This window comes from Bacillus sp. GS3m_15504 (genome assembly GCF_055825275.1).
The window spans coordinates 1,285,631-1,311,148 of sequence record NZ_JBVVNL010000001.1 but is presented as its reverse complement, the minus strand read 5'-3'; the positions used below and the strand labels follow the sequence as shown (position 1 = coordinate 1,311,148).

Below are 25,518 nucleotides of genomic sequence, written 5' to 3'. Positions count from 1 at the left end.
TCCCTTTCTTTACTCCAAAACAAAATTAATACTATTCCAATCGGCTTACTGAAAAGTTTGTTAAACAAATATTGAGAAATAAAAATCATATTTCTAAATATTGTTATTTTTGATACTATATTTTATAAGAATATTCAAAAAGCGAGGGGATTTCATGAACGTTCAACTACAAGGTAATGAACAAATTACAAAATTATTTAATGACTGGTATTTAGCCATGCTAAAACAAGATGTGTCCCAGGCAACAAACTTAAAGCATGAAATTGAGGAAAAGGAACTAAATTTTGAAGAAGATGAAAACTTAGCATTATACTATTCTCTACTAAATTTTCGTTTCAAAGTTTTAACTGATGGTTTAAGCATTACAAAAGACAGTTTCAATAAGATAGATTCTTACGCCATTTCACCTAATCACCAACTTTCTTACTACTATCATTTATTTAAGGCGATTCATGCTACTTTAACAACAAATTATAATTTAGCAAGTGAACATTATGAAAAAGCTGAGAGACTACTGGTAAATGCCACTGATGATCTAGAAAAAGGGGAATTTAATTATCGAATGGCTATTTTCTATTATCATTTTTACCAGCCAATTGAGGCTATTGAATATGCAACCAAGGCGAAAGAATTCTTCATAAAAGCTGTAGGCTATGAAAAGAATGTGGCCTCTTGTGAAAGCGTATTAGGTGCAGCATTTGTATATTTAAAACAATACGAGCAAGCAGAGGAAAAATATAATTCAGCAATCAATATTTTACAGAAACAGGGTGAAGAATCATTACTGTTAAGAGTGCGTAATAACTTAGGTTGGCTATATGCTAATCAAAACTTATCAACATTAGCTATTCGTCATCTATCTGAAGTGACAACAAAAATGCCTACACATTTTAAAGCGATTTTCTTACAAGCAAGGGAACATTCTAAACTTGGTGAGATAAATATCGCTTCAGAATGTATAAAAAAAGGATTAAAAATTTGTACAGAACTTAACAATGAAGAATATATGCTTCACTTTAAAATTTTAGAATCCCTTAACAATAACGAGTCAACTGAAGACTTAGAAAAAATTATTCTTGAAGGAATTGCGTATTTCGACAAAGAATCTTTATATAACTACACTCAGGAATATTCAGAAAAGTTAGCCATTAAACTTTACGATGAAAATAATCATATAAAAGCAAGTGAGTATTTTCATAAGGCGTTACAAGCAAAAGAAAAAACGTTTGAGAAAGGGGCATTAAAATGATAAAAAAAATTAGTTCTATCGTTTTAGGATTATCTGTACTAGGTATTGTATCTATTGGTCTAAATAGTTCATTTACATATCAAGCAGGCCATGCGGATTTCCCTGCACCACAAAGACCTGACCTTGTTCAATCCGTTGACGTAAGTAAAGACTACAACTCAACAACAACTGAAAAAGTACTTTAAAAAACGGAAGACCTTCAATTAAGAAGGTCTTTTTAAATACGCTTATTTAGAATATTTTCCTTTCATGTAGACTTTATTTTCTCATCAACTCCGCAATCCTCTTACTCCCCTCACTCCCAACTTTCTCAAGTTCCCCCACAACTAATTTCCGCCTCTCCACAGAATGATTTTGACTTAACTTCGCTTTCCCTTCTATTTTACTAATCTTAATTTTAAAACCAACTATCCCTTTACTTAATCCTTCCATATAATTCGGGTCTACATCATTAAGTGAATAGGTACTTTGTGGATCTTCATATGTATCTACTAAATCTTGAAGAGAATCTATTAATTCCTGTTCATCCTCAACAAGCTCTAATTCACCATATACATGCACAGCAACGTAATTCCAGGTTGGTACTGCATTTTTTGTTTCATACCATGACGGAGAGATATAACTATGCGGCCCTTGAAAGATAGCTAGTACTTGCTGAGTCCCAATATCTTTCCATTGTTCATTCGGCCGTGCGAAGTGACCATGTAACGTGAGTGTTTCTCTATTTAGCAACAACGGTAAATGCGTTGCATATGGTTCCCCGTTATGTTGAGAAAATAACGTTGCAAAGCTATTTTGTTCCATTATTTCGTACTTCATCTTTTCATCTTGTATTGCAAAGTGTTTTGGTATGTACATAATCTACCTCTTTTCCGGTCTTTTATTTCTCATTATATTTAAGTCTTGTAGCATTCAACAGGGCCAGTTTGTATTTGTTTTATAATGGCAGCGTTCTATTTCAAAAGAATAGGCAGCATGTATTCCATGCCGCCTTAGTTTATCTTTTCTAATATATTTGTAATAAATGCCGTCTTACCTTCACTATAGCTCGTTCTACTTTTTGTCTCTCTTGCTAACTCTTCCTTTAAATGTCCATATTCAACAGCAACATCTTCATGTTCACGAAGATAATCCCGAAACGCTATATGTCTTCTTAGCTCTTCACTTTCTTTATCACACACATACAAATGATGTTCCATCCAATCTGTACTTTCTCCGTCCCACGGAACGAAAGCGTCCTTTCTGCCAAACGCCTCTCTCCCTTTGTAGCTCCATTCTGCCTGATGATAGTATCCTATCGCTCCTAGCTTTGTTACTACTTTAGGAAAAAAACCATAATCTTCTATTACAATATCAATATCTAATACTGGTTTTGCTGCAAGTCCTTTAATAGATGTACTCCCAACATGTTCAATGGATAAAATGCTGTCTTCCATTACATCATTAATGAGAGTTTGTAACTTATTAAATTCACTTTCCCATTTGATGTTATACTCTTCGATAGTAATTCTCTGTTTCAAAGTATCCCTCTCCTCAAAAGCAATTATAACCTCTGAATATGAGTATCCTTAAACTCCGTCTCATATTTCAATCCATATCCAAACATTCGATCCATTCCAATATGCGCTGTCCATATTAAACCAATCATTATAACGGTATCTACCTTAAAATAAACACCTATGATAACAATTAATATCGATATAATATACGTGTGAAATAGATTATAAATGTTAGCACCAATATGATTATTTATCCCATAAGCTAACATTGATAAATCCGGTGCTAATAGGAATATCAAAAATATAATCCAACTAAATTCATATAATGAATACATATAAATCGTAGCTACGAATACAACTAAGCCTTCAAAATGTACAATGCGTTTTTGCATTCTTTATCATTCCTATTTTTCTATATTTACCGATACATTTTCATCACTAAAAGTATTCTTTGCATTTTTTGACCAAATGGTTGCTAATATTGGCCCTGCAATGTTATGCCATACTGCTGCTAATACACTTGGAAATGCAGCAGCTGGTCCAAAATGTGCTGTTGCTAGCGCAACACCTAAGCCTGAATTTTGCATTCCTACTTCTATTGAAATAGCCCTTCTTGTCCCTTCGTCTAGTCTAAGTATGAATGCTGTTATATACCCTAGTAAAAAACCGAAAGCATTATGAAGCATAACGGCAATAAAGATAAGAAGACCTGAAGAAGTAATACTACTTACATTTGCTGAAACTACCGCTGAAACAATAATGATAATTGCTAAAACTGATATGAAAGGGATAACGGTCATTCCTTTCGTAACAGTTTTTGGGAAAAACTTCTTCACTACTAATCCTAAAATAATCGGTATGATAATAACTTGTACGATAGAAAGAAACATAGACATAGGATTAACCGGCATCCATTGTCCTGCAAGTAATAGTAAAATAAGAGGTGTAGCGATTGGTGCTAGTAACGTTGATAATGACGTCATCGCAATAGACAGCGCTAAGTTCCCTTTTGCTAAATAAACCATAACATTTGATGCAGTGCCACCCGGTACTGAACCGAGCAACACTAATCCAGCTGCTAATTCGGCTGGCAGATTCATAACGTAGGCTAGTACGTATGCGACAAGTGGCATAATAATAAACTGAGCACATACACCGATAATAACTGGCAATGGTTTTGTAGCAATGATTTTAAAATCAACAGCCTTTAATGTTAACCCCATCCCAAACATGACAACCCCGAGTAAAATCGTTATGTAACTATTTAACCCGAGAAATGGAGCGGGAATAAAATACGCAATAGTTGCAATACAAATAACCCAAAATGCAAAATACTTTCCAGCTATATTACTTATCGCTTCTAGTACTTTCACCCAATCAGCTCCTATCCTTTAATTGAAACACCTTATTCGGATTCAAAATATTTTGCGGATCAAGAGCTTTCTTTATTTTTTCCATTACGAATAATGCCGCCCCATGTTCTTCTTCCTGATACTTCCGTTTTCCAATACCAACGCCATGTTCCCCTGTACATGTTCCTCCTCGTTTAAGAGCATATAGAACGATACTTTCATTTATTTCATCCGCTTTTTCCACTTCTTCTTTATCGTTTGGATCAACCATTAAGAGCACGTGGAAATTCCCGTCTCCTACATGACCAAGAATACCACCAACAAGACCATTCTTTTCTAATGTCTCTTTCGCTTGTTGGATAGCTCCAGCTAATTCTGAAATAGGTACACATACGTCTGTACTCATAAGCTTTTTACCAGGATAGCTATGAACGTAAGCATATGCTAGATTATGCCGTGCATCCCATAATTTATTTCTCGCTGCAGTTTCCGTTTCAAAAGCAACTTCTTTACATTTATGATCAAAAACAATTTCCTTCGTAAATTCAACATCTTGCTTCAACCCTGCTTCATTACCGTGAAACTCTAAAAACAATGTAGGTTCTTCTCTGTAACTTGTTTCACTATAATGATTGACTTGTTTCATAGATAGTTCATCAACGAGTTCAATTCTCGCAATCGGAATACCCGCTTGCAATATGTTAATAACAGCTTCAACTGCATCATTTATAGCCGGAAACGATGCTCTTGCGGCCATAACATGCTCTGGTATGCCATATACTTTTAATGTTAACTCTGTAAAGCATCCAAGCGTACCTTCTGATCCTACGAAAACACCATTTAAATGGTAACCTGATGACGACTTCGCAGCTAAATTCCCAGTATGTATTACTTCTCCATCAGCAAGAACGACTTCTAAATCACGAACTTGATCACGCATAACACCATACTTCACCGCTGTCGTTCCACTTGCATTTGTAGCAGCCATTCCACCTAACGTTGCATCTGCCCCTGGATCTACACTAAAAAACAAACCGTATTTCTTCAATTCTTTATTGAGCTGAGAACGAGTCACTCCTGGCTGTACTTTCACCAGAAAATCTTTCTCTCTTATTTCAAGAATTTTGTTCATTAATGAAAAATCAACTGTAATTCCCTTTTCATAAGGGATTACATGTCCTTCTAAACTAGAACCTACCCCAAACGGAACGACAGGTGTTCCGTACTCACTCGCTATTTTCATTATGGTACTAACTTCTTCTGTCGTTTTCGGAAAAACTACTACATCAGGTAAACTACTAGCATGATAAGATTCATCTTTACTATGTAACTCTCTTACTGTCGTATTGATTACTACTCGATCTTCGGGAAGCACACCCTTTAATCCATTTACTAAACGCTCTACTGTTATTTCCATCGTACACTCTCCTACTCTCTATAAATTTGAATTAAAAAATATGTTAAGTGTTTTATACATAATAATCCGAAAAATCAAATAATTCAAGTTTTACATATACGAAATTCATTTCTTACTTTCGAATAAAAAAAGAACTTGCAACAATTACTGCAAGCTCTTTTCTATAAAACTATATTTTAAATGACTTCTTTATTAACAACATAAACCAAATTAAAGTAACTGCCATCAGCGAATGAGAAAACCCAACAATATAAGTTAACCCTTTAAAGTCCGCTCCATTTAGCTGAAGAAGCCCTCTTGCTGCCAATGAACCTAACATTAAAATTAATGCGATATTATGTACAACAAACCACTTATTAAAACTTTTCGCTTCATGAAACGCGAATACTTTTGCTAACCCTAAAGCAATTAAAAAGAAGAAAAAACCAAGTACAAGTGTATGTGTATGTAAAAGATTTAACAACGTAGATCCTACAATCCCCTTATACTTTCCATATTCTCTAGCGAAAATTCCTGATAATAAACCGATAATCAAATACGTAAACGATGCATTATATAATTTCTTCATTATGTACCTCCTTGAGTAGAATGTGTAGTGTGTCATATTTAGTAATAATGATAGTTATATAGTAAAAACTCCTAGTCACCTAGGAGTCATTGTATAAGCATCTCACTCTTTACAATCAAATCTAATTATAAAATATCCTTTTATACAAAACAAACGAACTTTATGTGAACAAGCATTTCTCCTATCATGAAATAACATATAAGAGTGTAAAGAAATGAAAAAACACCTCAATCACTCCCTAAAAGAAGTTGATTGAGGTTCTTAAGAATCAAGCTTATTTTGAAGCTATATCAAAGATGGTTAAATAAAACAATTTAATTATTTTAGAACAAATAAATAATAATAGATTAAAATATATGGGATAACTTAAAATTCACATTTGTTTTATAGTTAAAATATTTATCCATTTTAATTGCACCACTTTTCCCTATCTCTAGTGCTTTTTCAAAATTCATCTTAATCCAAAATAAATTACTTAATATGGAATTGCTATCTGCTTCTATCTTCAAATAGTCTTCACCAGGCTTAAGTATACGATTATCGTTTCGGTGGTTTGTTGAAACTAAAATACACCCTGTCGCCATTGCATCCGCTGCAGCAGTAGTTGGAAACCCATCAATAGCAAATTTATCTTTTGTACTACAACTAATAAATACATGTGATTGTTCATATAATTGTTTTAATTTTTCTAAATCTAACATACCCCAAAAAGTATAATTGTTGTTTGTTAATAGATGCAAACTATTTTCCCAGTTTCCTACAATATGTAAATGAAATTGATCATCAAGTTTATTAAAAGCTTGCGCTAATAAAGGAAACCCTTTTCTTTCTGCATTGTGAGCCGCAAATATCATCTGTATTGGCTTAGTACTAACCTTTTGATTATAATGATAAAATTCTGTATTAATTATCCCTGGAACATAAATACTATTTGGAATAGTATTTAATACCTCATTCGCATTCGAGAATACTGTTTTACAATGTTTAGATACTATATTTAAAAACTCAACAGAAGTATAAGGGTCTAGTCCTCCACCTGGATATACTGTAGTATGAAGGTCAATATGATTTTCCTTTAAAAAAGCAGCTATATTAAGGTTAGGGTTTGCTCCTGGCATATGTGTTCCGTCAGGAAGATAACCAGTACCTAATAAACTCAAAACGAAATTTAAAAAAACACAGTATATATCAGTAATCCCTTCTTCTTTCGCTATCTTATTGAATAATTGAAAATCATAAACTTTGGTCGGGAAATCATCTGTATATACCTCAGTAGAAAAAAAAAGTGTATCAGGTCGTTCTTTATAGATTTGGTAATTCTCCCAGTAACGAAATCCGCTTAACTTCCAAGGAAATTTAGTATCAATTACCGCGAGCCGCCTATTGGATTTACTCTTCATTTTCATCACTCACTTCCATCTTTTCTCTTGCAACTGCAAATAGGATGGTTTCTTGAGCATTGACGGTATAGTGTCCTAAATAAAATTGATATCCCAAATTCAAATCATTAATAAATCTCATAACATTAACAAAATCACTGATTTGGTGATAAATCGCAATAGCAAGCGTAGGGCGAAATGTAGTTATAGAATGAATAGCGCCTTTTAATGCATTCATTTCAGCACCTTCAATATCCATTTTAATAAAATCTAATTTATGAAGTTTATGTTCTACTACCAAGTTATCTATGGTGATGGTACTAACTTTATCTGTAACACCTGATTCTTCCGAAAACGTAACAAAACTTGCAGCGCCTTGATCTTTATAATATAGCGAAGTATTTGAAACATTCCAAAGAGGGTGTTTCACAATTGTAATATTATTTTGAATTTTTTCATTTAAATTGATGTTTTTCGACATAATTTCTAAATTACTTGGTATAAATTCAATTGTGTAAACATGACCTGTTTCTCCAACTTCATGAGCAAAATAAAGCGCAGTATCTCCAAAACACCCACCTGCGTCAATAACAACGTCCCCTTCTTTTACTTTTATTACAGGTGAAATTTTATTATATTCATATTGCTTATCTAAAAAAGTTGCACTAATTCCCATTGGAACATAAAATAGCCGTAAATTATACTTTAAAGGGGTCAAATCAAACAATTGTAGCGTCCAGTTATGATAATTTGTTTGTAGTGTTTCTGAAGAATGGATGAGGTTTGGAATAGATTTTCTTTGCTTCCAATAATCAATAGTATTTAAAGGCATCTTGACTTTATGATTCCCTAATAATCGAAATGTCAGAAGTTTAATTAATAACTCTTTAGAAAAGGAGTCGTTCAGGTTAAAATATAATTCTTCTAGTCCTTGTAAGTGCTTCACAATTTCTTCTTTTTCATTTTGAGTATTTACCACAATTGAATCAACAGAAGGTCGAACATGCATAAGTTCAAATAACTCTATATCGATATTATAGTAATAATGGTTCTTTAAACAATTGAGAAGTTCCATTATAAGTGTATCTAAAAATTCAAAATTAGAAAACATCTTATCGTTGTTGTTAATCTGAATTGCACGTTCTGCTAAAAATAATAATTGATTCGATTTTTCATATAATGCAGCATCGTTAGTCATTTTCATAACATAAGATAAATAATTAGCTGCTAAATAGTATCGCCCACTAGAATAGTAAATCTCACCTAGCTGTAATAGTGTTTTACAATCATTAATATTTGCAATCAAATTTTTTCTCAACTCTACCTCTGATAAATTTGTTTCATTTTCCATTATTAAAGTTCCCACCCTTCTTTTAACACAAATTACATTTTATTTTTTTAGATACGCATGTTTTGAATTTATTTCTTATCATTGTTATTATGTGAGACACCCTTATAAGATATTATTCTTAAAGTACAAAAATACATGTTAAAACGCTAGAAAGAACCTCTGTACAAATTTTAAATTTAGTCCTTTAGCTCTTTACATATCTAAATACATTCAACTCATATAAAGTATTTCAATTAAGAAATTCAGAAAAAAACGTTATCCTTTTTCTACTTTAGTTTAATTAGAAAGAATAACGTTTTCTTACTTTATTTAAGAAAGGGATAGTAATCTTCTTTATAACAAATAAAACTACATATAAAAACTGCTCCTTACATAATATCCCCTCATACACACGTATCTTTGTTTATTTTTTTGAGAAACTCTGTAATACAATTTTTTAAATACTCAAGAGTTCATACTTTTTAAAAATTCATTTTCTAATTCTACTATCTTTCTTTTACGGGCTTTTATTTTTCTTACAGGTACCCCAACATAAATATACCAATCATCTAAACTTTCTTTTACCATGCTCATTGCACCAACTGCCACTCCTTCTCCTATCACTACATTTGGAAAAATAATAGAATGCGCACCAATAATCACATGCTTTTTCAAAATAACTTTTCCAGTTTTCACATTTTTATATTGATTTGGAATAGTAGGCCCCATTAATGCATTTCCACTAAAATCATCAATGGCTGCATATACAATTGTTCTCGATGAAATATTTGCAAAGTCATACATTTCAATCCCAACTTCCCCTCCATATAACGCTGTATACGCTGCTATATGCGAGTAACTTCCAATCGTTACTTTGCCACTTAAAATACAAAAGTCATCAATCCTTACATTATTACCAACTGATATAACACCTGGATTATATATACTTGCTTTTTTACTAATCAATACATTTTTCCCAACAGATAAAAATCCAATTTTCTTTAGCTCTTCTTGACTATAAAAACTATTCATCTGTCGACACCACCTTCTGCATTAAACACATTATAATTTGCTCCACTATTTCTTGCGTCATTCCTTCCCATAAAGGTAGACTAATTATTTGTTTTGCTATTTTATTTGTATTTGTTAAATCTGTAGATTTATAGTGTTTAAAGAAATCTTGTTGGTGACAAGATGGTGAAAAATATAATCTAGCTTCTATATTTTGCTTTTTCAATACTTCTATTACTTGCGTATTGTGAATTTTTTCTGGGCAGAGAATAGGCATAAATTGATGAATAACTGCTTCTGTCTTTTGAACTTCCCATCCTTTTTTCATTAATCCTGTACTTTGTAATAACTGTGTATACCATTCGGAGATACGATTTCGTTCTTGCACTTTTTGATTCCATTTATTCATCGTTGCGATTCCAATAGCTGCTGCATACTCAGTCATTTTGCAGTTAAACCCCATCATCGTACATTCACGATTATGATCAAATCCAAAATTACCCATTCTTTTTATTTGATTTATCTCTTCTTCATTATTGCTATATATCATACCACCTTCACCAATTCCGAAAGGCTTTGTTGCATGAAAGCTATATACCATCATTCCACTAAAATTCTGACCGTAATGTATACCCTCATGCATTAACCCAAACCCTGGTGCCGCGTCTACAACAACTGGAATGCCTTTTCTTTCTAATTCTTCATATTCTTTTAAATCCATCCATGATCCGAATGTTGCATACGGAACCACTACCGCTACTTCATCTTTTAATTCATCAATCTTATCTAAAAGTAGCGTTTTATCCATACACCAATCATCTAATGAAACATCAATAAAATAAGGTTCTAATCCACACCAAATAGCTGCCAATGGAGTAGCTGGGAATGTAAAGCTAGGCATGAGCGCATATTTTCCTTTTTTTCTTTTTTTAAATTGAATTGCTGCCATTAACCCCAGTGTTGCGTTTGCTACTGTTGTAACAGCCCCTTTACTATCGAAAAATTCCGACATAACTTTTTCTTCAAAGTGTTGATTTAAAGGTCCATAATTCGTATATATGTGGGATATATCCATTTTCTCCAATTCACCTAAATACTCATTCACAGGTACAATTGACGCACGTAAAAAAGGAATACTATTCATATTTTTCTATTCCTTTCTATCATTTTCGGACAATATACAGCATATCCGTTTTAGATAATCCAAATTTCCTAGCAATTTTCATTCCTTGTTTCTCAGCTATGTTATACAATTCCACCTTAAATCCTGCATCTGTTAATCGTTGAATAAAACCCGATCGATTATAAATCCTCACATGATCTTCTTGACCAAAAGCTATTTTTCTCAATATTGGGGATACGATAGATTTATTCTCTATAATATAATCTACATTCATTACGATTGGCACTTGAATAATTCCCCACCCATTTGGTTTTAATACTCTATATAATTCTCGCATTGCTTTTTCATCATCTATAATGTGTTCTAACACATGACTACATAAAATCACATCAAAGGTATTATTTTCGTATGCAATTCTTGTAATATCAATTTCCTCCATTACAGAATCCTTTGGCTCTAAATCCCCACATACATAAGTAATATTTTTATACTGGTTAAGCCATTCTCTTACCTTTACTTCAGGTGCAATATGAAGCATTGTATAATTCTCACTTAACAAATCCGTTTCCGTTTCAATGTACGCACGATATAACCTTTCACGATCCATTGAATAGCAAACTGGACAGATACCTGTATATTTATTCCACATCTCAAATTGATATTTTAAAAAATCGTAATGTGCTGGCCAAGGGGAAAATCCCCCAAATCCTTGATTACAATATTGACAATAACAAATCTCTTTCTCGAATATATGAGTAACTAATTTATTTAATCCGACTTTTATATTTTTATTATAAATTTGATTAAGTCCTCCACTTCTAACTGCATCTTTAAGTATAAAACCCGCATTCTCTAAACAATAAGATAAGCTCTCTTTATAATCTTGTTCAGAATTTAAAAACCCACTATTATGTGCATCCGTAATTAATTCAATCCATTCTTCAATTGTCATTAATATAAAGTGCATTTGCTTTTGATTTTGCCCACTATGTTGTCTAAAGTAACTAAGAGGTTCTTGTATATATACTACTTTCCCTTTCCTCATCATATCTAGCCAAGTTGCAATGTCATTAATGGCTGAATACGCTTTTCCCTTAAAATAACCAAACTTGCCTCCAAAAAAATTACGATTAAACAAAACCGTTGTCGGTTCTCCAACTACATTTTTCAAATGTTTCAACATATAATTTCCTAGTGCTTCTCCTTCAAAAATTGTAGTTTCTGTGGCAATTTTCACATTTAAGGTTGAGGGAGGTAATATTTCTCCATTCTCATCAATCAGTTCGCGATATGACGTCACAAACGAGATATTTTCTAATTCCAAAAAATATTTCATCATTCTTTCAATCTTTTCATGATGAAACAAATCGTCATCTAATAAAAAATTTATATATTCACCAGTAGCAAGCTCTATGCATTGATTAAAATTTTCAGCTACTAATGGCGTTTCATTTTTCACATATGTTATATAATTATATTCTTTTAAGTATGGTTGGATCATTACTTTAACTTCATCATTTGTACTATCGTCAGATATAATAATTTCTATATTTTCATAGGTTTGGTTTAAAGCACTTTTAAGGGCTAATTCTAAGTAATGAGGTCTATTGTAGGCAGGAATAAGTATACTGACTTTTGGAAGATGCGAACTGTTATTTATATGTTGTTTTTTCTTTTCTAAATTTATTTTCTTTAACTTAATTTGTTGATAATAGTCCAATGAATATAGTATGGATGATGGAACGATTCTTCTTGCATAGTCTAGAAAATTAGTAATAGCTTTATCTAACTCCTGTTCAGAAGATAAGAAACCATATTTTTCTCCAGCTATAATGCCATGCGAAAAATCTTCTAATCCATCCATAAGCTGATTCGATTTATTCAACTGCTGATTTGAATGTAATCGAAAGTAACTGAGTGTTTCCGCTATATATACTGCTTTTCCTTTACTTAGTAAGGATAACCATGAAGCTACATCTACGTTACAAAGATACCGTCTCTGATCAAACATACCATATGGTTCTGTTAAATCACTTTTACGGAATAATACTGTCGTCGGCTCTCCTATATAATTCTTTTGATTCGTAATTACCAGATTTCCTAATTGTATCCCCTCTATAATTGTATCTGTATCAAACAACGGCATCGTTGAATAAACATCTGGCAATAGGTTGCCTTCCCCATCTATTACTTGACGATGCGATGTTACAAGCTTAATTTCATTATCTAGATCATTTAAAAAGTATTGCATCATTTTTTGAATTTTATTTACATGAAATAAGTCATCATCCATCAAGAAATTTATATATTCACCGTTCGCCTTATTCAATAACATAAGTGCATTTTCAAATTGTCCAAAAGTTGATCTATTTTTTATATAGATAATATTTGAATGCTTATATAAATACTTTTGTAACACCTTTTCTGTTTCATCATTCGTACTATCATCCCCTATAATAATTTCCACATTTGGATATGTTTGTTCTAACACGCTACATAATGCTTTTTCAAAATAATGTGGACGATTATACGTAGGAATTAATACACTTACTAACGGCATTTTATTTATGTTCTTTTCATTTGTACCATTACTCATTATACTCCTCCGCTTTTTTATTTATTTTCATTTAATGCTAATACAAATATAGTTCTTAGATGAAACAGCTCTGAAAGATATTTTAAGAATCAAATAAATAGCTTTAAAAGTAGCATCTGTGTGGGCAATTGTAAAATACACCCCAATACTTTTTATTTATTGGTGAAACGCGGTACTCTTTTTTCAATAAATGCCTTTACCCCCTCCTTCACATCTTCTGTTTGAAACACTTTCCCAAAATAACGCGCTTCGATCTGAAGCCCTTCTTGTAAAGGTACTGCCAAACCTTCACGAATTGCTAACTTCATATAGGAAAGTGCTGGAAGAGAAAATTCACTTATATCTTTAGCAATCTCTTTTGCTTTATTTAACGCCTCTCCTCGAGAGGTAATGTAGTTAACTAAATTTATTTCTTTTGCTTCTTTCGCTGTAATTGGTTTTCCTGTGAACATCATCTCTTTTGCTTTTCCTTCTCCAATTAATCTAGGTAAGCGCTGAGTTCCTCCAGCCCCAGGAAATAGACCTAACGTAATTTCTGGTAATCCAATTAAGGCTTGTTCTTCTATTACTCTTAAATCACAAGCAAGTGCTAATTCACAACCTCCGCCTAGTGCTAACCCATTAATAGCAGCTATAGTTGGTTTAGACAAATTCTCTAGTTGATTAAGAGGCCTTTGTAATTCTATTGATTTCATCTCAGCATATTTTTCACCTTTTCCTATCCAACCTGGAAATTCTTTTATATCCCCTCCAGCTACAAAGGCTTTCCCCCCAATTCCAGTTATAATTACGACTGCAATATCATCGTCCATCTCTATTTCCTCTAATACATTTATTAATTGTTGCACTACTTCTAAACTTAAAGCGTTGACTGGTGGGTTTTGAATTGTAATGACTGCACTACTCCCTTTCTTACTGCATATTACTAATCGTTCATTTTTCATAAAAAGTCCCCTTTTAAATCCCTAATTTTTCTCAAGTTCAAGTTTCTTCGATTTATTCACTATTATCCTGAATTAGTGAATATATTTCCCTTTTTAGAAATCCATCAATTTATTGTATGTACTGCAGAATCATAAAATGAGCAATCCTTTCTTAGTCTCCTTTTTTAATCTCTTCGTATCTTTAAATTATTCTACTACCATATTAATCATCTTTACATTCCTTCGGTTTCCGTTACACAGTTTCTAGGGATAAAATAAGTGGACAATACAAGAAATACCCTATCGAATTGACTTTTTAATTGTCTATTCGATAGGGTACACTTTTCCTTTTTCATTTACTACTTCACTTCTACCGTATAATTCCCAAATCCACCACCATACTGATACACATGTAAATAATACTTACCTGGATACGTGTAGTAACTTCCTACTAACTTATTCCCCTCTTGCTGGGCATACGTAATATAGTTATTTAAATCTGCTTCCGAATAAAGAACCCAGTTTACTCCGATATTATTTTCCTTCGTTACATTAATTTGCAGATTTTTCGCCGTTTCCACATTTATTTCAAAGAAATCACTCGTATCACCATTTCCTAAACTTGCGCGTAAAACTTGATTGAATTGCAGTGTATTTGCTGTCTGGAATGAATTGTTTGGTTCTTTTTCTACACTGTTATCTTCTTTCTTTTGAACTGTTACATTCGTTGTAACAGTATTCGTTAACCCTTTATCATCTGTTACTGTTAATCTCGCTGTATATGTTCCTTCTTTTGTATACACGTGAGTTGGATTTTGTTCATTGCTTACAGTACCATCACCAAACTCCCATTTATAAGCAACAATTTTTCCATCTTCATCTTTTGATCCATCGCTTTTAAACGAAATTGCTTCATTTACATTCCCACTATAGGGACCATTTATAACCGCAACTGGTGCTTTATTCACAGCGCCTTCTTCTGTATTAATACCATGGAATACAACGTCATATTCAAATTGTCCTGATGCATTCACACGGTAATTTACGAAATAAGCTGTTACTGTTTTATAGCCTGTCCATTCTTTTACACTTAAACGTTTTAACGTATCATTTACGTTTTGTGTAATTGATTTCCAGTCTTCATATTCTCCTTTTGCAGTCGTACCTGTATATGTTCCTTGCAGTGTAAATGTATGAAAGAACTGTGATTTATTTTTCTTAACTGATACATTACTTAATTTCGCTTCTGCCGTAATTTCTGCCACAATATCTGAGACTGGTTTCGGTGCGTGAGTTGCTAAATAATCATCTGATACTAATGGAACATTATATTTATCACGATTGTCGACTAACATTTGCATATAGTCTTGATACTCTTTATTTAAATTCGCATCTTTACTTAATGCAGAGCGATATGCATCATATGCTGTTACATCATTTTTTCTAATAAGATCATGAACTTTGTCAAACATATCATATCTCTTATTGTACATGTACGATTGTAAAGCGAAGGAATAATTATAAAAATCCCATGTTCCGTACTTTGCATTTAACGTTCTCTCTGCCGTATAACGTTCTGCCGGATTTGAAGATATTCCTCCTATAATGCTCTTTCTCGGTACAACATTATCTGTTCTCGTTGCACCTGCAAAAAACTCTGCATTGCCTTCTTCAAACCAAGATAATCTCTCATTCTCATAAATCTTACCTTGTCCCCAAAGTCCTGGCACTTCATATCTACCTTGTAAGTAATGTGTGAACTCGTGCCGGAACAATTCCTCTAAACTATAAATACTTTCTTCTGGCGTACGCTCATAAGTAAAGAACGTACCTGTTCCTTCTATATAAAGACCGCCGTTATTCGTTTCATACCCGTACAATTGACGGTTAAATTGATATTCAGCTGGGCTATTATAAATAACCATCGTTAATACATCATCAGCATTCCCTTTTTCTAACGGCTGGTCACTTTCAACCGTACGATGGAATTGAGCCTTCACTTCTTTTGCCGCCCAATATAGACGTTTTACTTTTTCTTCTGTCACTTTATCTCCAGCTTTTAAAACAATTGTCCCATCGTCAAATGTATATGTTTTCGGTAAATATTTCTTCTTACCATCTTCTCGTATTTGATCTAAATTCACAACGTTTCCATTTGCATCTTTCCCGCCATAATTCGTCGCAATTTGCTCAGCCGCTACGAAATATTGCTCCCCTAAATACGGATACATTTTCATGGCATCTGTTACAACTTGCAACCCTTTCGTCCCTGTACTATGGAACGTACCAAGTCTACCTGTATAATAAATACCATTATTAATAAGCCAACCATTCTTCTCTGTCACCGTTCCAATTAAAGCAAAACGACTTAATTCATTAATATAGCTATCAATTTTTTGATACCATACTGTATCTTTCGGTGCTTTTCTCGTATCGTACAAATACGATTGAATATCGTAGTCAACGCCTTGCATAATATCGTAAATCGCATTTCCAGCTGAAAGATTATCTACCCATGTAGAAAAATTATCATTATATTGTTTAAAAATCTTTGCAGCTGATGTTATCGTTTCCACATCACTCGAAGCATTTCCTATTAATTTTCCATATGATGATACAACTCTATTTTGTTCTAACGTACCTAGTTTGAAATTCGGGTTATTCGCAATCGTTTTTAGTGCAGGTAAGCATTTATCATGATAGCTTCGCTCATTTAGTTTACTTAATTCTGTATGATAAAATCCTAAATAAAAACCAGATCGTAATACCTCTACTAAAGTCTCAATCCCTTTTGAATCATCTTTCGTATACGCTTGTCCTTGCTGGTTCAATTTATCAATAATTGCCTGCATTCTACTATCATTTTGATAGAATGCAAGACTATCCTTATTAAACTGAAATAGCCCAGTAATTTGCTCCCAATCAATTGTTACAAGTAAATCTACTAACTGCTGATTGCTCAATTGATTTAATTCAGCAATTGTATAAGTTTTTGCTGTAGCTAATTGCTTACTCTCCTTTTTCAATTCAGGCGGTCTTTGCGACAAATCAGCAAATTGTAACCTCTTCTCAAAAGACTTATTTTCAAGTACTTTTGATGAATGAGCTAATTCTTGTACTGGTAATTGTACACCAACTGGTTCCATTTTGAGCACATTCCGATATGAAGCTTGCTCTCCCTTTGTACCTTCTGCCAATGCGCCCCCTTGAAAACTCCCTAACATTAAACTAGCAAAACTTACCCCTACTAACACTTTTTTTGAATAGCCTTTCATGCTCTCCCCTACCTTACATTTTTTAGTGTACCGCACCATTATTTTACTATTTTTACTTTTTATACTGTATTGAGAAAAAATAAGGTAACGTTCACACATGTATCCATACCATGCAAAATTAACACTTGACTTTATGTGCGTTTTATATCAAAAAAAGATAGATAATAGCGAAATTCCCGCTACATCTATCCTCGTTTTCAAAACTATGATTTTAACTTTATGAATGTAACTTCTGGTAATGTTTGCATATGCTGAATAAACTTATTCTTTTCTTCTGACGATATGTTTTTCAGTTGCATCCCTACCTTATAAACTATTTCTGTACCTTGCTGTGAAGTTTCCACTTCATATGAAAGTATTGGAATGCCTTTCACTTGTAGTGTTTCTAATATTTGTTGTACTGCTTCATGTTTATTTATACACATTTGCACCGTTATATTTTGCGGAAATAAAAATTGCACCTTAAAAATACGGCTTACAATCTCTAAACCAATTAAAACGAGAATCGTCGCTCCAATTCCTACTACATACATACCAGCCCCAATTGCTAATCCAATTCCTGCTGTAGCCCATAAACCAGCTGCTGTCGTTAATCCTTTCACCGCCTGCTTTTGAATAATAATTGTACCTGCACCTAAAAAACCGACTCCACTAACAACTTGCGCTGCAATACGACTTGGATCTAGTGCCATATGATCTTCATTCATAATATCTGAAAAAGCATATTTCGAAACGACCATTATTAAAGCACTTCCTACCGCTACTAGGAAATGTGTTTTTAAGCCCGCTTCTTTTGATCGAATTTCCCTTTCAATACCGATTATTGCTCCTAACAAACCAGCAACACCGATTCGTATAATGAAATCAATATTTACACTCACGAGCCCTTCCCCCTTTCATTCATTATAGATAGATAAAATAAAAATTATCACATACATCCATTTATCGATATGAAGGAATTTTACTAAAATATACTTAATACCTAGGCCGTTTTATGTTAATATTTTAAACATTAACATAAAATAAATAACTTCTAATTTTAAACATCCAATCATTTTCTTGAAAAAACAAAGGTGGATAACATGAAATGAGGTTGAGAAAATCAAGAAAACGCTTTCATTTTGTGTCGTAATTTTTTTATACATACTACATAAATAAAGGAGCTTATTAACAATGAACGTCTCTTTACTTACACCTACTACCGATTTACAAGAAGAATACTTAGATTTTTATAATGAATGGAAAGATAGCGGTGAAACGATGATTCCGTGGGTTATTACAAAGGATCCTTCTAACTTCCCCGCTATGGTGCAAGAACTACTCGATGCACATAACGGAATAAATGTTCCTGAATCTTGGGTACCAGATTCTACGTATTGGCTCGTTACAGATCATAATAGGATCATAGGAGCTGTTAATATACGTCATAGTTTAACTGAACATTTATTTAACGCTGGCGGTCATATCGGTTATGGCATTCGCCCTTCTGAAAGAAGAAAAGGTTATGCTACGAAATTACTAGCATTATCACTGGAAAAAGCGAAGGAATTAAACATCACGAAAGCACTTGTCGTTTGCGATGAAGTAAATACTGCTTCAGAAAAAACAATTTTACATAACGGCGGCCTTCGTGATGATGATTTCATTGAGGAAGATGGGAATGTAGTAAGACGTTTTTGGATTGAGCTATGATGAAGTCCTCCAATGAAAATAATCTTGTTATAGAGAAGTATAGTAAAAATAATGAGCTACAAGTAAAACAACTTATTGATTTATATAATGAAGAATCGTATCTATTTCACTTATTACGAGATAATAAAACAAAATGTGCGTATGTTGCCTACTATAAAAAAGATGTAGTAGGCATCTTTTTCACCTGGGGCAGTAACTTCCATCCATACTGCACATACTTTCGAATATATACGAATCCTTTCCTTTTAACCCTTGTCCTACTTGGATTACGTATCAAAAAGAAGCGAGAAAGTGATTATACACTTTCTCGCTTTTCTTATGCTACTTCTATTTCAAACTGTACTGTAATACCACTCGGATCGACTACAGTAAATCCATTTGTAATTTCGTGTATTTCATGCTGTTTTTCTATTAATCTTTCTTTTACTTCATCTAATGCTTCTTTATGCGGTAATACAATCGTATATACCTTAAGTCCAGTTGCATGTGTTGGTGGATGCGGATTATTTACTCCGTTCCACGTATTTGCGCCTATATGGTGATGATATCCTCCTGCAGAAATGAATAAGCAGTCATCTTCGCGTTGCTGCACTTCAAAGCCTACTGTATCTACATAAAAGTCATGTGACTCTTCTACGTTAGCTATTCGTAAATGTACATGTCCAACGACAGTATTAGCAGGCAATCCATCAAACTCATAATCAACAAGCGTTGCTAGTTCTTTTAAATCAAGCGGGGTACTTCCTCCTGGCCCATCTCCCCATTGATCACGCGGACGATCCGCATAAATTTCAATACCATTTCCCTCTAAGTCTTGTAAATAAAACGCTTCGCTATACGTATGATCGCTTGCGCTATTAAACCTTGAAATTGGTAAAATTTCATTTGAATATGTATAACGTCCCTCTTGCTCAACCGGACTATCAATTACATTCTTATTACGAATCACATCAAATAGTGCAGAAGCAAACGTCTCACGAGTCGGAACTAAAAAGGCTACATGATATATACCAGTCGTACGCGGTTCTTGCAGTACCCCGTCCTCTAATTTCTCAAGAACTAGTAACGTGTTCTTTCCACCTTTTCCAACTAAATGCGCTTTATTTCCCTCTTGTTTCATTACTTCTAACCCTACTACATTCTCATAAAAAGCAATTTGACGCTCTAAATCTTTCACTTTAAATTCCACATAACCAATACGTGTCTTCGGATGAATTTTTACCATGAATAACTTCATCTCCTTATCCCAATATATTTCTATTTCATATAACCGTTACTATGAAGGATACAACTAAAATCACCCTATGTAAATATGAAAAGTCAGAATTTATACACATTTTTATTTTCGTAATAAAAAAGCCACCTCTTCTAGTTTTTAGAAAAGATGACTTTATAATTCTTATCTCATTTTATGTACTTCAGCAACTAACTTTCCGCCCTGAATACCCATATAAAGTTTCACAGGTGCATCATTCGTATTTTCAAATACTAAGTCTAAGTATGGATATGCAATTGTAGCATCTCTTCCCTGTGGAACGTAACCTACCGTTTTAGAATGCGTCGTTCTCTCTACCATTTTCAAACCAGCTTGATCTGCTGCATTGTATAATGTTGATGATGTTTGACAAACACCACCGCCATATCCATCTACTAATTTACCATCTACAATTTCTTTTCCTAATTGATATCCTTTATCTGGCGTTGTATCACCAATTAATGCATTGAAAGAGAAACGGTCTCCTTTTGCTAATACAACCCCATTTATGCTCGCTGCTGACAAACGAATATTTTCAATACGGCCACCTGTCGAGCCACCTAAATTCGTTTCGTATCTACCAATTACCGTACCACTTCCTTGTGCATCACTTAATGTTGCAGTAGGTTTTTTCTCAACAATAGGTAATTGATAGGAAGAATCCCACATACCAACGTTTAATAATTTATCTACTAATTCTTTTTCCATTAATTCATAAGAAGGCTTTCCTTCTTGCCAACTTCCATCAGGTGCTACACGTGAAGGAACCATCTTTTTATCAACGCTTTTCCCAACCTCGCTAGCAACCTTCGTTACCGATTTTTTAAATTTTGCTTCGTCTTCAAAATAGCCTAGACTCGATAAATCTAGCTTTTTCACTTCAGTACCTGTACGACCATCTACTAAACTAATAGAATCCTGTACCTCTGCTTTAGCCTCTACTGTGTGGCCACCAATATCACTCACTAATGCGACATCACTTACTTTTGTACCACAACCACTCACTACAGCTACACATAACACCCCAACTAATATACCCTTTACTTTACGGAACAATATACTCTCCCCTTTTTCCCAATATTACTTTTATGTATTATTTCATTTTTATGTATATTTTGTTACAATCATTTTACAATATATTTATAAAATGTTACAAGTTATTTTTTACTCTATATAAATTACCCTTTTCTTTTCTAAATGTCTACACATATTTACATAAAAGTTTGAGTTTGATAGAATTGTAACCTTTATGTAACCCCACCCTTTTATCCAGTATATACCATCAGATAAACGAAATACAAATGTAAAAACTACATATTTTTATTTATAAAGAAACATCTCATGAACATAAATAGGTATTTGCCGTGCCACACTCCGCTTTTACACATACATTATGGTGAATTAACCTATTTTAAAGAAATGGAGGATGTTTTTATGTACCCCTACAATCCATACAATCCATATAACCAAAATGGTTATCAGCCTCAATATGATTTACAAGCACAATACCAACAATATATAGATCCAGCAGAGCAAGTTAATCCCTACGATCAAAATCGACAATTTCAACTTCCAATCTCTTTTCCTGGTGCTGGAAATCGTCAACTAGAAAGACGAGTAAATGAGCTGGAGCAAAGAGTACGTCAATTAGAAAACACGGTTGAGCGTCATACACGTAGATTAAACCGCTTAAACCAACGTTTACGTACAATAGAAAACAGACTAAACATTCCATTTTCAGCATTAGAAGACGGATTTTAATTCCAAAAGTAAAAAATATATGAAGGAAGGGGCTCCCCCTTCCTTATATAAATTGACGAAAGTTTTTTCCATCTCTATACTGATAAGAGTTAATGAAATGAAACAAGGTGATAAATATGGATTTTGAAATAAATTATCTTTCCTTTTATGTTGTACAAGTAGAAGGAAAAGGCGAAGCTGTTGATAAACGTTACAAACATTTTCAAACATTAGATGCTGAAGAGTATGAAGATAGCTCCTTAAAAGAATTTTTGGATGGAGAATTATTAAAAATTTCAAAGCGAAAAGTAGAACGTCATGCAAAAACAGAACAAGCTCCGACAAAGATCGGTCGCTTCATTGTAGAAGAAGGGCACGAACTTGATTCAAACCCTCATTACAACCTATTTAATCGCATTCGCTTTGCGGAAACGAAGGAAAACTTCAAAGATATGAGCGAACCTCTCGTTTATACATATCTTGACACAAGTGCTGTGCGCGGTGGTGTGTTTTTAATTGCACAAGCAAAACTACGCAAATACTTTGATGATCCATTCGTCTTCGTTATGAAATGTGACTTCGAGCCGAAAGTTGCTTCTATTTCTGATGAATCTACACTGATTCGTAACGTTGAAATGGCCATTACAACAAAAAATATGAAATCTATCCAATATCCGTACATGCCTGAAGAGGGTATGGTCGAAGTGGGCGAGCTAAAAATTCACCAAGCATCACACGCCCGTTACTTTGAAGACTTCTTAAAATTCGTCGAGTACGAACGCTCTATGCCTGAAATTATGAAAACACAAGTAATGGACATGGTATATGATCAAATTGAAGATGTATTTGAAGAAGGCACGGAAGAACGCGAACAATTCGACCAAGCAATGGAAGTATGGGCTGCCAGTCCAAAACGCGAAATTATGGAACAATTTTCAACCGAAGAAGTAATGGAAGCTACCGCTCAAATCGTCGAGCATGCTCCTGAAGTGGAATTAAAGCTAAAAGCAGATCATATCTCTGTGAAGGCCCTGCTTGCTGATTTCGGGGATCAAATACATATCGCAAAGGTAAATGACCGATACGTATTAATGATTGAGGCTGATACACTTACGTTTGAGAAAGGCTTCTCTCCGATTGAGTTCCTGAAGCCAGACGAGTTACAAGACGTGATTGAGCGAATTGAGAATAAGCAGCAGTATACTTATGATCCGAACGGGATTGAATAATTCCTTCCATTTAACTGTTTTTACTGAGCGCTGTTAACAAGCGCTCTTTTATTTGGGATATAGTTTTCATTTATATGAAAAACTGATTCTACTAAGAATCAGTTTTTCTACTTTATACAAAATATGCTTATTTTTAAATTTTTTTTGATACAAGATGACATTTGTTGCAGAATCAAGTACATCCCTTCCTTGTTATACAAGCGGATGTCCATTAGAGATATCTGCTTCAATATTTCTAGTTGACCAAGTCCTTCTATAAGTTTTTATATTTTCCCTTTTAGTCACTATGTATGTCCTCAAAATTAAAATTTCACTTCACTACCTCAAACTTATTGTACTCATAAAAAGATAATTGAAAACGATATTCCGGATGCTCTCTCACCCAATCGTAGGCTTCTTCTAAAATTTCCATTTTATTTTGTAAGTCATTAAGTTCACTACATACGTCCTTTTTCTGTTTGCACAAAGGACAGAATCCATTCACTATTTCGACACTCGTTGCCCTAATCGTTTTACTTTCTAAATCAACTACTAGACGAAGAATAAAAGAATGCTCCGCTTTTGTAGTCACCATCATTTCAGCAGTCCCATCCTCATTCCAAAAGACTCCGTTTAATTCCATCTGTACGTTGACAGTTTTAATATCCAAGTCTATCACTATTACACCTCCCATATATAAGACTCTTAACCTACTCTTCTATTTTAATCTTTAATACACCACGATTTAAAGATATATTAAGCCTTTTCCAATTCTTCTTCTTTGCTATGAAAGGAAGTGTAATAAACGCTAATAGTGCGGTAAATATTATCCCAAAAGCTAAAACGGTTAAAATGTTAAAGATTGCTTCCATTAAACTACACTCCTTTCTATGTATATTCATACTAAAAACAATAAAATACTCCATTACGAATACGGGACAAGCCGTGAATTTTCCAACTAGACTTCAGCAACTTAATCCTGAAGTCTAGTTGTACATATGAATAAAATAGACTATGTCATTAATTTTCTTCTACTACTTTCTCCATCTCAGCCAAATACCTAATCTGCCTTTCCGCCTTTCTAACCGCCGTACGAAAATGCTTTTTCAGTAGTTCTATTGTAGATTCACTTATATAATATCTTTCCGTTATACTTTCCCACGTGTCACTACTTTCAAATGTACTCCAAACGAAAGGACGCTCTGTATTTTTTCTCATTTCTTTAAATACCCATTTTCGCATCTTTTTTTTCGCTTTTTCTGTTAATTTTCCGTCCTTTACAAGCTCGAGTTCACCATGTCTTTTATACCTTTTAGTAATATCTCTCTCGCTATATGCTTTAAGAAGTATGTTCGCTGTATTCTCAGCATCCGCTAAAGCTCGGTGCTGCTTCCCTTCCCATATTAAACCGAGCTGTTCTACTGCAGATTGTAAACTTGGTGTATGCTCAAACAATTCTTCATACGCTTGAAAAACAAATTTTTGTAAATCAATTCTTCTTTCTTTTTCCATACAAGGGCATTCTACACTATGTAACGTACAATCATGAGATAGAAATCGATAATCTTCTTTTCCCCATGTAACAAATATAGAATCTTCTCCGATAAACCGAATAAATTTTTCTATAATTTGCGGGAATTTCTCGACACCAATTAAATCTTTCTTTGTAATTCCCGTTAATTTTGTCGTATGACGAGTAAGTCGTGCCCCCGGTTTTACTAACTCCGAAAATTCTCCAATTACCTTCATTGTACTTGCTTCTATTTTTACAGCTCCGATATCAACTATCTCTGACGGATCTTCTGATTTATACGGCCTAAAATTTCTCTCTATATCAAACACAATAAAATGTGTAGCGTTTTCCAATTTATTTACCTCTTTCTACATTCCTTTTCACACAC

General features: G+C 33.6%; 24 protein-coding genes and 1 pseudogene. 6 read left to right on the top strand and 19 right to left on the bottom strand.

Annotated features, from left to right (window positions below; genetic code table 11):
* The first annotated feature begins 154 nt into the window (after positions 1-154).
* Positions 155-1,249, top strand: a complete 1,095-nt coding sequence (locus tag AC0L0O_RS06965; protein WP_001102721.1) for a Rap family tetratricopeptide repeat protein — start codon at positions 155-157, stop codon at positions 1,247-1,249.
* Positions 1,246-1,434 carry a Phr family secreted Rap phosphatase inhibitor gene (locus tag AC0L0O_RS06960; protein ID WP_000592009.1) on the top strand — a complete coding sequence of 63 codons (189 nt, stop codon included), beginning with the start codon at positions 1,246-1,248 and terminating at the stop codon, positions 1,432-1,434. The genes AC0L0O_RS06965 and AC0L0O_RS06960 overlap by 4 nt, the downstream gene beginning before the upstream one ends.
* 73 nt (positions 1,435-1,507) lie before the next feature.
* Here the strand turns inward: AC0L0O_RS06960 and paiB are convergent, their stop codons facing one another.
* The 14 genes from paiB to AC0L0O_RS06890 form a co-directional block, all read right to left on the bottom strand.
* On the bottom strand, positions 1,508-2,107 hold the full coding sequence (gene paiB, locus AC0L0O_RS06955) for a protease synthase/sporulation negative transcriptional regulator PaiB (protein ID WP_001984629.1): 600 nt from the start codon (positions 2,105-2,107) through the stop codon (positions 1,508-1,510).
* A 134-nt stretch (positions 2,108-2,241) separates the two neighbouring features.
* Positions 2,242-2,769 (bottom strand): GrpB family protein, encoded by a 528-nt coding sequence (locus tag AC0L0O_RS06950; protein WP_134188404.1) that lies wholly within the window; start codon positions 2,767-2,769, stop codon positions 2,242-2,244.
* A 23-nt stretch (positions 2,770-2,792) separates the two neighbouring features.
* Positions 2,793-3,140: a DUF4260 domain-containing protein gene (locus AC0L0O_RS06945; RefSeq protein WP_001172052.1), complete on the bottom strand. Its 348-nt coding sequence runs from the start codon at positions 3,138-3,140 to the stop codon at positions 2,793-2,795.
* Between the two features lie 12 nt (positions 3,141-3,152).
* Positions 3,153-4,121 (bottom strand): bile acid:sodium symporter family protein, encoded by a 969-nt coding sequence (locus AC0L0O_RS06940; RefSeq protein ID WP_000865840.1) that lies wholly within the window; start codon positions 4,119-4,121, stop codon positions 3,153-3,155.
* Between the two features lie 4 nt (positions 4,122-4,125).
* Positions 4,126-5,517: an FAD-binding oxidoreductase gene (locus AC0L0O_RS06935; protein WP_000406966.1), complete on the bottom strand. Its 1,392-nt coding sequence runs from the start codon at positions 5,515-5,517 to the stop codon at positions 4,126-4,128.
* A gap of 169 nt (positions 5,518-5,686) precedes the next feature.
* The gene (locus tag AC0L0O_RS06930) at positions 5,687-6,085 is read right to left on the bottom strand and encodes a DUF2871 family protein (RefSeq protein ID WP_000737904.1); all 399 of its coding nucleotides are present in this window, start codon (positions 6,083-6,085) and stop codon (positions 5,687-5,689) included.
* Between the two features lie 347 nt (positions 6,086-6,432).
* Positions 6,433-7,245: a glycosyltransferase gene (locus AC0L0O_RS06925; protein ID WP_000054586.1), complete on the bottom strand. Its 813-nt coding sequence runs from the start codon at positions 7,243-7,245 to the stop codon at positions 6,433-6,435.
* A 229-nt stretch (positions 7,246-7,474) separates the two neighbouring features.
* Positions 7,475-8,815 carry an FkbM family methyltransferase gene (locus tag AC0L0O_RS06920; protein ID WP_000426884.1) on the bottom strand — a complete coding sequence of 447 codons (1,341 nt, stop codon included), beginning with the start codon at positions 8,813-8,815 and terminating at the stop codon, positions 7,475-7,477.
* 444 nt (positions 8,816-9,259) lie between these two features.
* On the bottom strand, positions 9,260-9,826 hold the full coding sequence (locus tag AC0L0O_RS06915; protein ID WP_001084180.1) for an acyltransferase: 567 nt from the start codon (positions 9,824-9,826) through the stop codon (positions 9,260-9,262).
* Positions 9,819-10,949 carry an aminotransferase class I/II-fold pyridoxal phosphate-dependent enzyme gene (locus AC0L0O_RS06910; RefSeq protein WP_001084739.1) on the bottom strand — a complete coding sequence of 377 codons (1,131 nt, stop codon included), beginning with the start codon at positions 10,947-10,949 and terminating at the stop codon, positions 9,819-9,821. Before AC0L0O_RS06910 ends, AC0L0O_RS06915 begins: the two co-directional genes overlap by 8 nt.
* A gap of 19 nt (positions 10,950-10,968) precedes the next feature.
* A complete protein-coding gene (locus AC0L0O_RS06905) occupies positions 10,969-13,524 on the bottom strand; it encodes a glycosyltransferase (RefSeq protein WP_428889432.1) in 2,556 nt (851 codons plus the stop codon).
* 152 nt (positions 13,525-13,676) lie between these two features.
* On the bottom strand, positions 13,677-14,468 hold the full coding sequence (locus tag AC0L0O_RS06900) for an enoyl-CoA hydratase (protein WP_000787370.1): 792 nt from the start codon (positions 14,466-14,468) through the stop codon (positions 13,677-13,679).
* A 338-nt stretch (positions 14,469-14,806) separates the two neighbouring features.
* Positions 14,807-17,722: a collagenase ColA gene (gene colA, locus AC0L0O_RS06895; RefSeq protein ID WP_000679561.1), complete on the bottom strand. Its 2,916-nt coding sequence runs from the start codon at positions 17,720-17,722 to the stop codon at positions 14,807-14,809.
* Between the two features lie 203 nt (positions 17,723-17,925).
* Complete coding sequence (locus tag AC0L0O_RS06890; RefSeq protein WP_000115700.1) at positions 17,926-18,603, bottom strand: MgtC/SapB family protein; 678 nt, start codon at positions 18,601-18,603, stop codon at positions 17,926-17,928.
* A gap of 292 nt (positions 18,604-18,895) precedes the next feature.
* Between AC0L0O_RS06890 and AC0L0O_RS06885 the strand changes: the two genes are divergently transcribed.
* Both AC0L0O_RS06885 and AC0L0O_RS06880 read left to right on the top strand, forming a co-directional pair.
* Positions 18,896-19,414 carry a GNAT family N-acetyltransferase gene (locus tag AC0L0O_RS06885; RefSeq protein WP_428889429.1) on the top strand — a complete coding sequence of 173 codons (519 nt, stop codon included), beginning with the start codon at positions 18,896-18,898 and terminating at the stop codon, positions 19,412-19,414.
* Positions 19,411-19,663: pseudogene (locus AC0L0O_RS06880) on the top strand (GNAT family acetyltransferase); the annotation flags it as partial. The gene AC0L0O_RS06885 and the pseudogene AC0L0O_RS06880, both read left to right, overlap by 4 nt.
* 67 nt (positions 19,664-19,730) lie before the next feature.
* Here the strand turns inward: AC0L0O_RS06880 and AC0L0O_RS06875 are convergent.
* Both AC0L0O_RS06875 and AC0L0O_RS06870 read right to left on the bottom strand, forming a co-directional pair.
* A complete protein-coding gene (locus AC0L0O_RS06875; RefSeq protein ID WP_000238846.1) occupies positions 19,731-20,639 on the bottom strand; it encodes a VOC family protein in 909 nt (302 codons plus the stop codon).
* A 174-nt stretch (positions 20,640-20,813) separates the two neighbouring features.
* On the bottom strand, positions 20,814-21,725 hold the full coding sequence (locus AC0L0O_RS06870) for a VanW family protein (RefSeq protein ID WP_000488993.1): 912 nt from the start codon (positions 21,723-21,725) through the stop codon (positions 20,814-20,816).
* A gap of 363 nt (positions 21,726-22,088) precedes the next feature.
* On the opposite strand from AC0L0O_RS06870, the gene AC0L0O_RS06865 reads away from it, so the two are divergent.
* The gene (locus AC0L0O_RS06865) at positions 22,089-22,430 is read left to right on the top strand and encodes a hypothetical protein (RefSeq protein ID WP_014654695.1); all 342 of its coding nucleotides are present in this window, start codon (positions 22,089-22,091) and stop codon (positions 22,428-22,430) included.
* A 116-nt stretch (positions 22,431-22,546) separates the two neighbouring features.
* The gene (locus tag AC0L0O_RS06860) at positions 22,547-23,638 is read left to right on the top strand and encodes a DUF3900 domain-containing protein (RefSeq protein WP_000345032.1); all 1,092 of its coding nucleotides are present in this window, start codon (positions 22,547-22,549) and stop codon (positions 23,636-23,638) included.
* Between the two features lie 310 nt (positions 23,639-23,948).
* Here the strand turns inward: AC0L0O_RS06860 and AC0L0O_RS06855 are convergent, their stop codons facing one another.
* The 3 genes from AC0L0O_RS06855 to AC0L0O_RS06845 form a co-directional block, all read right to left on the bottom strand.
* On the bottom strand, positions 23,949-24,296 hold the full coding sequence (locus tag AC0L0O_RS06855) for a hypothetical protein (protein ID WP_000566115.1): 348 nt from the start codon (positions 24,294-24,296) through the stop codon (positions 23,949-23,951).
* Between the two features lie 31 nt (positions 24,297-24,327).
* Positions 24,328-24,489, bottom strand: coding sequence for a hypothetical protein (locus AC0L0O_RS06850; protein ID WP_000387285.1), 162 nt, complete (start codon positions 24,487-24,489; stop codon positions 24,328-24,330).
* 148 nt (positions 24,490-24,637) lie between these two features.
* Complete coding sequence (locus tag AC0L0O_RS06845) at positions 24,638-25,483, bottom strand: exonuclease (RefSeq protein ID WP_000426507.1); 846 nt, start codon at positions 25,481-25,483, stop codon at positions 24,638-24,640.
* Between the last annotated feature and the right edge of the window lie 35 nt (positions 25,484-25,518).